Raw genomic sequence first — 11,977 nt, 5'->3', positions numbered from 1 at the left:
GCGCCAGACCGCGGCGCTCTTCAACGTGCACGTCGCCGAGTCGGATGCCGAGGCCCGCCCGCCGAGCTCGCGATCGGCCGACGACGCGACCGCGCCGACGGTCGGCAGCGACCGGAGCGCACCGAGCGCACCGCCGGCGGCATCGATGGCGTACAGCTGCACCGGGTCGTCGACGCCCATTCGGCTGAGGGCGACCGCCAGCGTGATCAGCGCGCTCGTCTTCCCGGTGCCGCCCGATCCGGCGATGGCGACATTGCCGACCTCGTCGAGATCGAGGTGCAAGGGGCGTTGCGCCTGCGCTGCCGGGTCGTCGATGAGGCCGATGACCGGGCGGTTGAGGCCGCGCTCGTCATCGTCTCCGGTTCCGGTTCCGGCATACTGCTCGCATTCGGCGAGGCTCAGCGATCGGGGCAGCTCGTCGAGCCAGGGCCGGCGTGGGGCGGCGATCCCGGCCTCCACTGCGGCCTCGACGATCGCGTCGCGCAGGCGTTCGATATCCCGTGCGGGGCGCGCGTCGCTGCGTCGCGGCCGCTCTGCGACCGGGAGATCCCACTGCTCGTCGCCGCGGAAGCCGAGCGAGCGGATCTCGATCTCGCCGCCGCGCTCGTTCTCGTCCGCCCGCCCGCCCAGGTATCCGGTCTGGAAGTGCGCGATCCGGCCCGGCCCGATCTTGATGGCCCCGCGCCCCGGCGAGGCCGCATCGAAGAAGGCGGCATCCTGCACGCCGATCACGTCGGTGCTGTCCGATTCGTCGGCCATGCGCAGGGCGACGCGCAGATTGGTGTTCGCGCGCAGGTTGTCGGTGATGACGCCCGCGGGTCGCTGGGTGGCCATGATCAGATGCAGCCCGAGCGACCGGCCGCGCTGGGCGATGTCGATCACCCCGTCGACGAACTCGGGCACTTCGCCGGCGAGTGCGGCGAACTCGTCGATGACGATGACGAGCATCGGGGGCGTCGCGGGGTCGGACCGGCGCTCCATCGTGAGGAGATCCTTCGCCCCGTGCCGTGCGAGCAGTTCCTCGCGGTAGCGGAGCTCCGCGCGCAGGGAGACCAGTGCCCGGCTCACCAGGTGCGGATTGAGATCGGTGACCAGCCCGACGGTGTGCGGCAGGTCCACGCATTCGGCGAAGGCAGCGCCCCCTTTGTAATCGACGAGCAGGAACGCGATCCTGTCGGGGCTGACGCTCGCCGCCAGACTCATGATCCAGCTCTGCAGGAACTCGGACTTGCCGGCGCCCGTGGTGCCTCCGACCAGCGCGTGCGGACCGTGCGATCGCAGATCGATCGTCGTCGGGCCTGCCGGGCCCTGCCCCACGACGACCGCGAGGGATCCGGTCGGACGCTCATCGCCGCGACGCCAATCGGCGAGGATCGAACCACTCGACGCCCAGGCCTGCACGATCGGCTCGGCTCCTCCGAGGAGGTCGATGTCGTGCAGATCGGGGAGCGCGACTGCCCGGGGCAGGTCGCTCTCGTCGAGCACCCGGGTGGCCGCGTCCTCGACGGATGCGAAGCCGCAGGCGAGCTCTGCCGCGGTCGACGGCTCGGTGGACTCGGCGCGCGCAAGGGGCACCACGGTGCCGCTGCGCACGAAACCGACCTGCGCCTCCGCACCCTCCGCGCAGTCTTCTGCCACGGTCGAGGCGGCCTCTCCGGGGTTTCCGACGCCGCAGACGCCACCGTCCGGAGGCGGCGCGTCGAATGCGACGAAGGTGCGGCAGGCGGCGGGCAGCCGAGTCGGGTCATCGGCGACCCAGACGAGGTGGATGCCGACATCCGGCCCGACCTCGGCGAGCGCGATCAGGCGAGAGCGATCGGCGGCGTGGCCGTCGAGGACCAGCACGATCACGATCGGCAGGGCCGGTGGCCCCGGCGCCGCATCTGACGGACCGGTGCTCCCCTGGGCCCCGGCGTCGAGGTCGGAGCGGGTTCTCCGCCGCTCCCGCGTGTGCGCAGCACGTGCGTCGGCCAGCGCCTCGAGCGCCTGGAGGAGGCCGGTGCAGCGCTCGGGCGAGTCGGCGAGCTGGCCCGTCGGGATCGGTCCGCCGACCGGGTCGACGTGCGGCAGCCAGGCGAGCCAGCTCCACTCCGTCTCATGCCCCGAACCGGCGAAACAGGCCAGCACGAGGTCTTCAGGAGAGTGCAGGCCGACGAGTTGCAGGATCAGCGCCCGTGCCATGCCGCCGGCACGCCGGCTCCGACCGGCGATGCCGAGGCAGCCGCAGCGGTCGAGATGCTCGGTCACCGGGACCGGCCCCACGTCGCGGTACCGGTCGGCCAGTGCCTCGAGCTCGCGGCGATGCGCCGGAGCCGTATCCTCGTGCGGCGGGAGCACCAGTCTCGTTCGACTGCGCAGCTCGCCGTCGCCGAGCCGCACTTCGAGGAAGGATCGATGCTCGGGCCGCCTGGTCCAGAGGAGCGCCCCGCGTCCCGCGATGGCCGCCTCCACCTCCGCTGTGGCCGGCACCTCCTGCGCGCGCACCGCGATCTCGAGACGGCGCAGCTCGTCGAGTCTCTCGCGCTCGGCGGCGAGCCGTTCGCCGAACCGCCGCGTCTCGTGCCCCGACCGCCGTCTGCCTCCGAACACGCCGTCGAGCCAGGCGCCGATCATCATCACGGGAGAGAGCACCACCATGATCAGGCTGGCCGGGGAACGGGTGATCGCGTACATGGCGGTCCCGATCAGCAGCGGAGCGAGCACGGCGACGATCGGGAGCCGGTGGGCCTCTTTCGGGGCCGGCGGGGCCGGCAGTTCCCGCTCGGTCGACGGGAAGCGCGGGACCACCCGCGGAGCACGGATGTGCGTCACGGCGTGCACGAGGGACGGTACGGGAGCGGGGATCGGACCGGGGACGAGCGTCAGACAGGCATCCCCGAGGGTCAGTTCGCAGCGGCGCGAGACGGCCCGCTCTCGAAACGGCTCGCCGTCGATGAGGATCCCGTTCGCGGAGTCGAGGTCCCGGATCACGAAGCCGCGCTCCGGATCGAACAGGATCTCCGCATGGCGCCGGGAAACGCTGCGGTCGGCGAGCCTGATCCGGCAGGCGCGATCCCGCCCGATCAGGTTCCGCCCGGCGATCAGGCTGAACCGCACGCCGCGCTGTGCGCCCGATCGCACCTCGATGACGCCCGCGTCCTCGATGAGGCGGGGAATCTTGCGACGCTCGGCGATGTCCTCCGTTCCGAACTCCGCCACCGGGCGGATCTCCCAGCCCGACTGCAGGCCGGATCCCGTGATCGGCGACATCGGGTCGAGCAGGATCGACTCGCCTCCGACCGCGCGTCCGAGCAGAGTGACCGGCATCAGACGCTGCCCGGCGGCGCGTTCCAGCTCGGGGTTCCCCGCAGCGCCGGCACGGATGAGGGCGCGCGCGAGCTCTCCGACCGTGGCGGTGACGTCGCAGGAGAGCAAGATGTCGTTCCTCGCACCCTCCGGGAGCAGCAGCGAGAGCTTGAGTCTCACTTCGCGACCCCGCGCGAGGAGACGACAGCGTTGGCGCGCACCGTTCGGCCCTCACCAGGCCACGGTGGGATCGTTCGAGCATTCCGCCTGCACGTCGAGGAAGAGCAGCCTCCCGCCTCCGGCGTCCGAGGCGCTGAGCGCCAGCATCGCGCCGTCCTCCCGGTCGGCCCGGATCAGGGCGCTGTCCGCCGCGGCGCTGTCTTCTACCCCGTAGACGTCGGAGACGGTCCAGCCCTCGGTCGCCCAGTACTCCCGCACTCGTTCCGCCAGCCGGTACGGGTCCTCGTCGAGCGGATCGGTCCGCACCCTGACGAGCAGCCCCGCCGGGTTCACCTTCCCGGGCTCGGATGAGCAACTCACGTGGCGCGACCGATCGAGGATCCGCAGCTGCGCCTCGTCCCATCGCGGCCCCGTCTCTCCGCGTCCGCGCCACAGCCCCTCGGTGCCGGTCACGCTGATCACGGCCTCGACCTGCGCGACGGCCCACTCCTGCTGCTCCTGCAGGGTGCGACCGGCGACCTCATTCCGTTCCGAGAGCACGGGAATCCCTCCATCGCACGCGCTCGTCCCGAGCGCGAACCAGACCGCGAGCAGGCTCGCGACCGCCATCCGACTTCGTCTAGTTCTTCGCGACATGCAGTCCTCCAAGCACCTGGTCCGTCATTCCGAGCGAGGTCGCGGCGAGGTTCCGCAGCGACTGGGTCTTCGGGTCCCAGTAGCCGTGGCCTGCGCTCGCCTCGAAACCGAGTCGGTTCCGGGGCGACCGGCGACCGGTACCGTCGCCTTCGCCGATCACACTGTGGCCGTCGGTCCGCTCGAACACTTCGCCGTCGGGTGCGACGTACCCGTTGGACGAGAAGTGCAGCGCACCGGCGTAGTCGGGTGCGTCCCGGTAGCTGAGCTCCGGGTTGGGGTTCGCCCGCCCGCTGTACCGCAGCCCCAGCGGGGCGAGGCGGTCGTCGCTCGCGTGGCTGGCGAAGATGTTCGTGTACCCGGAACCGCCCGTCGCGACCCGCAGCTCGTCGAGCGCTGCCACACGCCCGGTATCGATGCCCGCGGAGCCCGCCATGGTGAACGCATCCACGTCGATGCGAGTCAGCATCAGGGCGTTCGCAGCCGTCGTGGTCCCGTAGGAGTGCGCTACGACGCTGATGGTGGGCGGATCGGACGCCCCGAGTCCCGACGGGTCGCCGAGCCCGCGGTTGCGGGCGGCCCAGGCGCCGTCGAGCTCGTCGGCGAGCCGATCCGCACCGGCGCGGGCCGGCAGCTCCGAGAGCACCCCCTTCTCGTTGAGCGAGTCGACGAGATCCGGTGTGTCGTAGCTGAGAAAGGCGACCAGTCCGGCCAACCCTCCACGATTGCGCCGTTCCAGGAGGTCCTGCTGTTCTTCGTAGAGGTTCCGACTCGCTCTATCCCAGGTGCGCAGCGCCTTGTCGGCGTCGCTCTCCATGCCCGGCACCTGCCAGGTCAGGTGATCGGCCAGATCGAGGTCGCCGTATCCGACGGCGACCTTCGGCACGCTCCCGGTGAGGTCGAGCGCGACGACGCTCACCTGGGGATCGCCGCCCTGGTCCCGGATCAGCTGCAGCTCGCGCAGGGCGACCCGGCCGCGATCGCCCAGTACGCTCGGGTGCGCGTCGTAGAAGTCGAGCATTCGGCGATTCGCCGAGTCGCGTGCAGCGAACGGGATGCCCGGGAGGTTGCCGATCACCCACGGGGTCGCCTCGATCAGGCGCTGCCGCTCGGCCGGATCGAGGGACGCCCAGTTGGCGGCGACACGGGTCGGCGCGGGCGGATCGTCCCAGATGCGACCACCCGACTCGACGCCGAGCAGCTCGACCAGCAGCGGGTGCGAGATTCGCACCCCGGGTGCGCCCTCCCGGCCGCGGAACTCCCCCGCGATCGACAGGGAGACGATCTCGCTCGGCGTGTGACCGCCCGAGAGCCGGCCGGCTCGGATCAGGCCGCCGAGCTCGGTGGCGTTCAACGATCTGAGCAGCCGCTGCTCCGCCGTGCGCCGCTCATCGAGGAGTTCCGCCCACCGCTCCTTCTTCGCCGCGATGCCCTCGAGCGCGTGCTTCCACTGCGCGGCGGCGCGAAGCCATGGGTCCGCGTACTGCTGCTCGATGATGCGCCTCGCCGCCGCCTGCTGCCCGGCGTCGAGATCGGCCGCCGCGGGTCCGAGCAGCGGTGCGGGCATCGTTCCCGGCGGCGCCTCGTCCCAGGACCGCAGCACGTGCACACGGATCCGCGCCTCGATCTCCTCGAGCGCGGATGCGGCCCCGGCGATCTCCCCGAGGCTCTCGTCGATGTCCCGCAGCGCGTTCCGGGCTTCTCGATGGATGCGCGACACCTCCGCGGCGTAGCCGTCGACGCCCTTCGCCGCGGCGACGACGCTCCGCTCGAGCTTCTCCGCTCCGGGGCGAAGCCGTTCGTCGACCTTCGCGACGAGTCGATCGATCGCCGCTCCCGCGCCTTCCTCCAGCCGGCGACCCGCCGAACGCGCCGATCGCGCGTAGTCCCGGCAATCCGCGGCGGTGCAGCGGAAGAACGCGCCGATCTCATCGATCTCGTCGACGGTGCCGACGATCGGCGAGGCGGCAGCGAGCACCGAAGCGGATGAGAGCGGCACGTGCACGGTCTCAGCTCCTCGACTCCGCGGCGCCCGTGTGCAGCGCCGACGCGAGGCGACGGTCGAGACCTTCGCCGCCTTCCGCCAGCTCGTCGATCAGCGCGCACCCGGTCGTGGCCGCCTCCGACAGCGCCGAGCGGGCCGTGGCGCAGAGGCGCACGTACTCGGCCACCTCGCCGCCGATCCCGCTCGCACTGGCCACGCGGTCCGTGGGCGGTGAGACATCGCTCTCCGACATCGCTCCGGCCGCACCCGCCAGGTCCGAACGCGCCGCCGCGAGCGCCGCCTCGGATATCCGCAGCTCAGCACCCACGAGCCGGATCCTTCGCCGCCAAGCGCGGGCCGCGCACGCCCGAAGACGACCGGACCTCCGCCGCGCTCTGCCGTCCTAGCGCTCCGCTCACCGGTCAGCCGCCGATCTTCGCCGCGATCTGCGCGTCCATCTCGCCCATCGCCGTCGCCGTCTGCTTCAGGAACGACTCGATCTCGGCGATCTTCTGGATCACGGTCTTCGCACCCCGCGTGTAGTCGTCGTAGGCCGTCTCGAACTTGGCCGATGCCTGGTCCGTCACGAAGCCGGATGCGACGAGGCCCTGCATGCGCTTCTGCAGGCCGACCAGTCGCGTCGTGATCTCCTCGCGCCCGGAGCCGAGCTCGATCGCGGCCTGCTGCATCTCGGAGAACGAGACAGTGATGTTCGCCATGGTGAATGCTCCTCGGGTGTCGATCCGCGAATCACCTGGGGGTCGCGGTATCCGGTTGTCGGCAGTCGTCGCGCCTCATCGGCGACGACGGATCAAAGCTAACAAGGAACAGCGAGCGAAAAGCATGCTCATAGTCATATGTGAATAACTTCATAATACGCACACATTTTTCGGGGCTGTGAGCGCCGAATCACGAATGCAGCACTCCTCATCAAGGGTCGGACCGTCACGGGTCGGACCGTCACAGACCCGACCGACACGAATGCCGGAGCACTCCAAAGACGCGTCGAGCCCGCTACCGGACGGTAACGGGCTCGACGGACTCTCTGCGAGTCAGGCGCTGAACAGCGCGGGCACCTCCGCGATCGCGACGCGGTCCTTCGTGCCGGCGGCGCGGTCCCACACCTCTGCGAAACCGTCCGCCGCGTCACGGCCCACCACGATGACGCGCGGCATGCCCAGAAGCTCGGCATCCCCGAACTTCACGCCGGGCGACACCTTGGGACGGTCGTCAAAGAGCACCTCGACTCCGGCCGCGACGAGCGTCTCCGCGAGCGTCTCCGCGACCTCGAAGACGACGGGATCCTTGCCGGTCGCCACCAGGTGCACGTCGAAGGGGGCCACGGAGACGGGCCAGACCAGGCCGCGGTCGTCGTGGTGCAGCTCCGCGAGGATCGCCAGGATCCGCGTCACGCCGATCCCGTACGAGCCCATCGTCACCGTGACCAGCTTGCCGTTCTCGTCGAGCACCTTGAGCCCGAGCGCCTCGGCGTACTTGCGGCCGAGCTGGAAGACGTGGCCGATCTCCATGCCGCGCTCCAGCGTCACCGGACCCGATCCGTCGGGTGCGGGGTCGCCATCGCGGACGTTCGCGATGTCGGCCACTCCGTCGGCGTCGAAGTCGCGCCCCGCCATGAGGTGCGCGACGTGCTTCTCGTGCTCGTTCGCCCCGGTCACCCAGACGGTGCCGGGCACGACGCGCGGGTCGAGCAGGTAGCGGATGCCGGTCGTGCCCTCGAGCCCGAGCACGGCGCCGCCCTGCGACTTCGAGCCCGGTCCGATGTATCCCTTCACCAGCCCGGGGTGTTTCGCAAGATCCTCGGCCGTCGCGGGCTCCACCTCTGAACCGGCGAACGCGACCTCTGCGCGCTTCATGTCGGCATCGCGGTCGCCGGGGAGGCCCACGACGACGAGCGTCCGCTCTCCCGCCTGCTCTCCGGCGATCGGCGTCACCGCGAGGACGACGTTCTTGAGCGTGTCCGCGGCCGTCCACTCCCGGCCGTCCTCCCGCGTCAGCACGGCGTTCGTGTGCGCCACGAGCGTCTCGATCGTGGGCGTGTCCGGCGAGTCGTAGACGAGAGGCTCGGGGCCGTCGAGCGGCAACGACTCGGGCACCGCCGTCTGGTAGGCCTCGACGTTCGCCGCATAGCCGCCGGCCGATCGGACGAACGTATCCTCGCCGATCGGCGTGGGCAGCAGGAACTCCTCGCTCTTCGAGCCGCCCATGGCGCCGGCGTCGGCCGACACGATCGCGTACTCGAGGCCGAGGCGCTGGAAGATGCGCTCGTAGGCGTCGCGCTGCAGCTGGTAGCTGGCATCGAGCCCCTCGTCGGTGGCGTCGAACGAGTAGGCGTCCTTCATCGTGAACTCGCGGCCGCGCAGCAGGCCGGCGCGGGGCCTGGCCTCGTCACGGTACTTGTCCTGGATCTGGTAGATCGTGAGCGGCAGGTCCTTGTACGAGGTCACGATGTCCTTCACGAGCAGCGTGAAGGCCTCCTCGTGGGTCGGCGCGAGCAGGTAGTCGGCGCCGTGCCTGTCCTGAAGACGGAAGAGCGCCTCGCCGTACTCGTCCCAGCGGCCGGTCACCTCGTAGGGCTCGCGCGGCAGCAGAGCCGGGAAATGCACCTCGTGCGCGCCCGCGGCGGCCATCTCCTCGCGGATGATCTGCTCCAGCTTCGCCTTCACCCGCAGGCCGAGCGGCAGCCAGGCGAAGATGCCCGGGGCCTGCCGGCGGATGTATCCCGCGCGCACCAGCAGCTTGTGGCTCGCGACCTCGGCATCTGCGGGGTCTTCGCGGAGCGTTTTCAGGAAGTAGTTCGAGAGGCGTGTCAACACGGCTTCTATCGTAGTGCCGCGCCGGATCGGCGGACGGCGCCGACGTCGGAGCGCCCAGCGCCTCAGTTCCAGTCTCAGCTTCGGCCTCAGCGGAGCCGCGTTCCGGGACCGCCCTCATAAGGTGGAGGGGTGACCCCGACCCGCGCCCGCGCCCGATGGCTGGTACCCGTCGGGGTGCTGCTCGTCGCCGCGGTGCTGCGCCTGTGGGAGCTGGGGACACCGCATCGACTCGTCTTCGATGAGATCTACTACGTGCGCGATGCAGTCACCCAGCTTGCCCACGGCTTCCCCACCGATTGGCCGGACGACGACCCGGCCTTCGTCGATCCGGCGGCCTTCACCGACCGCGCCAGCCCGATCGCGCATCCGCCGCTCGGGAAGTGGCTGATCGGCCTCGGGATTCTGCTCTTCGGCGCCGAGAGCGCATGGGGATGGCGGATCGCCGCGGCACTCGCGGGGATCGCCACGGTCGCTACCGTCATGCGGCTCGGCTGGCTGATGAGCCGCAGCCTGCTGGTGACGGCCGCGGCCGGGCTGCTGCTCGCCGTCGACGGCGTCCATGTGGCACTCAGCAGGGTCTCGCTGCTCGACGGCTTCCTCACCGCGCTCGTCGCGCTCGGAGCGCTGTTCATCTGGCACGATCAGGCCGGTAGCGGGTCGCTGCTCCGGCCGCGACGGGGCTCCGCGCTCGGCCCGATCCTCTGGCGTCGCCCGTGGCTTCTCGCCGCCGGGCTGGCCTTCGGCGCCGCGGCCGCCGTCAAGTGGTCGGGCCTCTACGCGCTGGCCGCGTTCCTCCTGCTCGTCACGGTACGGGATGTGATTCTCCGTCGGAGGTTCGCCACCCGCCCGGCACTCGGCTCGCTGTGTCAGGCCGCAGTGACCGGCGCGGTCGCCCTGCCGGCCGCCCTGGCCGCCTACCTTGCGAGCTGGATCGGCTGGATCCTCCACCCCGACGCCCAGGGTCGGAGTCCGGACGAACCCTGGTGGGTGTCCCTCTGGCAGTGGCATGCGCACTCCTTGAGCTGGCACGCCACGTTGAGCGCCGAGCACCCGTACGCGGCGCGAGCCCTCGGATGGCCGCTGGCACTGCGTCCGACCGTGATGTACCGCTCCGTCGCCGAACAGGGCGACGGCTGCGACTGGGCGGGCGGTTGCGTCGCCACGATCGGCTCGTTTCCGAACCCGCTCGTCACTTGGGGCGGGGTAGTCGCCCTGCTCCTGCTGGCCTGGGCGGTGGTGCTCGTGCTCTGGCGGGCGATCCGGTCGCGGTCTTCGGCAGCACTGCGGCACCCTGTGGTCTGGCTCGCGGGTTTCGTGCTCGTCGGCTACCTCTCCGGGTGGCTCCCCTGGGTGCTCACGCTCTCGCGCCCGGCGGTGTTCCAGTTCTACTCGGTCGTGATGACGCCGTTCGCCGCACTCGCGTTCGGGCTCGTACTCGGCGAGTTCGCCGGCCTTCCACCGTCCGGGCGAGGCGCCCGGCTCGATCTTCCCCGCCTCTTCGCGCTCGCCGGCATCCGACTCGACGATGCGCCGGAGGCGGTGCGTGGGCGCAGGATCGCCGTGGCGATCTTCGTCTCGGCCGCACTGCTGCTCGGGCTCCTCTTCTTCCCGCTCTGGTCGGCCGTGCAGATGCCGGAGTGGTTCTGGCGCGCGCACCTCTGGCTGCCGGGATGGCGCTGATCGCCCGCACCCACGAGCATGAGCGGCAAGGGATCGGCCGGGGCTTCGGAGCGATCGCCGGAATCAGAGCAGCCGGCGGCTGAGCGCCCAGGCGGTGAGCTCGTGGCGGTTCGAGAGCTGCAGCTTGCGCAGCACGTTGGATACGTGCGTCTCGACGGTCTTGATCGAGAGGAACAGTTCCGCGGCGACCTCCTTGTAGGCGTAGCCGCGAGCGATCATCCGCATGACCTCCTGCTCTCGAGCGGAAAGCCGATCCAGTTCGTCGTCGCCCGCCGCCGTCTCGCCGAGTCCCGCGCCGAACGCGTCGAGGACGAAGCCCGCCAACCGCGGCGAGAACACCGCGTCGCCGCCGTGGACGCGGACGGCGGCGGCGGTGACCTCGGCTCCGGAGGCGCTCTTGGTCAGGTATCCGCGTGCTCCCGCTCGGATCACGCTCACCACGTCGTCGGCGGCATCGGAGACGCTGAGCGCGAGGAACCTGGTCCCCCGCGCGTCGGCGGATCCGGCCAGACGCTGCAGGACCTCGGCCCCGCCGCCGCCCGAGCCGCCGGGCAGGTGCACGTCGAGCAGCACGACCGCCGGCCGGAGTTCGGCGATCACCGTGAGCGCTTCGTCGACCGTGGCGGCCTCCCCTACCACCTCGAGCTCGGATCCGAGCTCGGCGCGGAGGCCCGTCCGGAATATCTGGTGGTCGTCGACGATCACCACGCGAATCGGCGCATCAGTCTCCGGCATCGTTCGTTCCTTCCGTGAGCGGCGGTTCAGGATTCCGCATCGGCATCGCGAGCCTGACCGAGGTACCCGACCCGCTCGGCCCCGGTACGATGCGGGCCGTGCCGCCGGCGCGCTCCATGCGGCCGACGATGGACTCGCGCACGCCCATCCGTCCTTCAGGCAGCGCATCGAGCGCGATGCCGGGGCCGCGATCGGTCACATCGATCGCCACGCGGTCGGGGGTGAACTCCGCATAGACGGACACTTCGCCACCGGCATGTCGTGCGGCGTTGAGCATCGCCTCGCGCGCGGCCGCGACGATCGATTCCGGAGCGAGCGCCCCCTCGCGCGCGCCCACGACCACGACCTCGAACCGTACGGCGTGCGCTTCCTCCAGCGCAACGGCGTGCGTGCGCAGCTCGACCTCCAGCCGCTCCCGTGCCGGCGCCTCCGCGCCGTCGGCTCCTCGGAACAGCCAATCACGCAGTTCGCGCTCCTGTCCTCGAGCGAGGCGGGCGACGTCGCTGCCGGGCTCCGAGCGCTGCTGGATCGCGGCGAGGGTCTGCAGCACGGAGTCGTGCAGGTGCGCAGCGATCTCCGCACGTTCCGCCTCCCTCGCCCGGCCGGCACGCTCGGCGATCAGGTCGCGGTTGACGCGCAGCACCCA

The 11,977-nt window shown here is 71.0% G+C and carries 9 protein-coding genes; 1 reads left to right on the top strand and 8 read right to left on the bottom strand.

Annotation, left to right across the window (positions count from 1 at the left end; translation table 11 throughout):
* From ACFPZL_RS05655 to ACFPZL_RS05630, 6 genes are all read right to left on the bottom strand, one after another.
* Nucleotides 1-3,465: FtsK/SpoIIIE domain-containing protein (locus ACFPZL_RS05655; RefSeq protein WP_382334856.1), on the bottom strand; the 3,465-nt coding region annotated here is incomplete at its 3' end.
* Between the two features lie 51 nt (nucleotides 3,466-3,516).
* Nucleotides 3,517-4,074: a hypothetical protein gene (locus ACFPZL_RS05650; protein ID WP_218114351.1), complete on the bottom strand. Its 558-nt coding sequence runs from the start codon at nucleotides 4,072-4,074 to the stop codon at nucleotides 3,517-3,519.
* Nucleotides 4,075-4,084: 10 nt separating this feature from the next.
* Complete coding sequence (locus ACFPZL_RS05645) at nucleotides 4,085-6,097, bottom strand: alpha/beta hydrolase (RefSeq protein WP_382334854.1); 2,013 nt, start codon at nucleotides 6,095-6,097, stop codon at nucleotides 4,085-4,087.
* 10 nt (nucleotides 6,098-6,107) lie between these two features.
* Nucleotides 6,108-6,410 carry a hypothetical protein gene (locus ACFPZL_RS05640; RefSeq protein WP_218114349.1) on the bottom strand — a complete coding sequence of 101 codons (303 nt, stop codon included), beginning with the start codon at nucleotides 6,408-6,410 and terminating at the stop codon, nucleotides 6,108-6,110.
* A gap of 94 nt (nucleotides 6,411-6,504) precedes the next feature.
* Nucleotides 6,505-6,801, bottom strand: coding sequence for a WXG100 family type VII secretion target (locus tag ACFPZL_RS05635; protein ID WP_218114348.1), 297 nt, complete (start codon nucleotides 6,799-6,801; stop codon nucleotides 6,505-6,507).
* A gap of 333 nt (nucleotides 6,802-7,134) precedes the next feature.
* The gene (locus ACFPZL_RS05630; protein WP_218114347.1) at nucleotides 7,135-8,916 is read right to left on the bottom strand and encodes a proline--tRNA ligase; all 1,782 of its coding nucleotides are present in this window, start codon (nucleotides 8,914-8,916) and stop codon (nucleotides 7,135-7,137) included.
* Between the two features lie 129 nt (nucleotides 8,917-9,045).
* Here ACFPZL_RS05630 and ACFPZL_RS05625 point away from each other — a divergent pair, with 129 nt between their 5' ends.
* The gene (locus ACFPZL_RS05625; protein ID WP_236021871.1) at nucleotides 9,046-10,596 is read left to right on the top strand and encodes a phospholipid carrier-dependent glycosyltransferase; all 1,551 of its coding nucleotides are present in this window, start codon (nucleotides 9,046-9,048) and stop codon (nucleotides 10,594-10,596) included.
* A gap of 63 nt (nucleotides 10,597-10,659) precedes the next feature.
* Here the strand turns inward: ACFPZL_RS05625 and ACFPZL_RS05620 are convergent, their stop codons facing one another.
* Complete coding sequence (locus tag ACFPZL_RS05620) at nucleotides 10,660-11,331, bottom strand: LuxR C-terminal-related transcriptional regulator (RefSeq protein WP_218114346.1); 672 nt, start codon at nucleotides 11,329-11,331, stop codon at nucleotides 10,660-10,662.
* The coding region (locus ACFPZL_RS05615) for a sensor histidine kinase (RefSeq protein ID WP_382334852.1) at nucleotides 11,318-11,977 on the bottom strand (660 nt) is incomplete at its 5' end. The genes ACFPZL_RS05615 and ACFPZL_RS05620, both read right to left, overlap by 14 nt.

Source organism: Leucobacter soli, from assembly GCF_042659205.1.
Taxonomy (GTDB): Bacteria; Actinomycetota; Actinomycetes; order Actinomycetales; family Microbacteriaceae; genus Leucobacter; species Leucobacter soli.
This window is presented reverse-complemented; position numbering and strand designations above follow the sequence as displayed.

What these genes read in the sequence shown, in the direction of transcription:
- ACFPZL_RS05650 (WP_218114351.1), bottom strand. Translation starts at nt 4,074, where the DNA reads ATGGCGGTCGCGAGCCTGCTCGCGGTCTGGTTCGCGCTCGGGACGAGC.
- ACFPZL_RS05635 (WP_218114348.1), bottom strand. Translation starts at nt 6,801, where the DNA reads ATGGCGAACATCACTGTCTCGTTCTCCGAGATGCAGCAGGCCGCGATC.
- ACFPZL_RS05620 (WP_218114346.1), bottom strand. Translation starts at nt 11,331, where the DNA reads ATGCCGGAGACTGATGCGCCGATTCGCGTGGTGATCGTCGACGACCAC.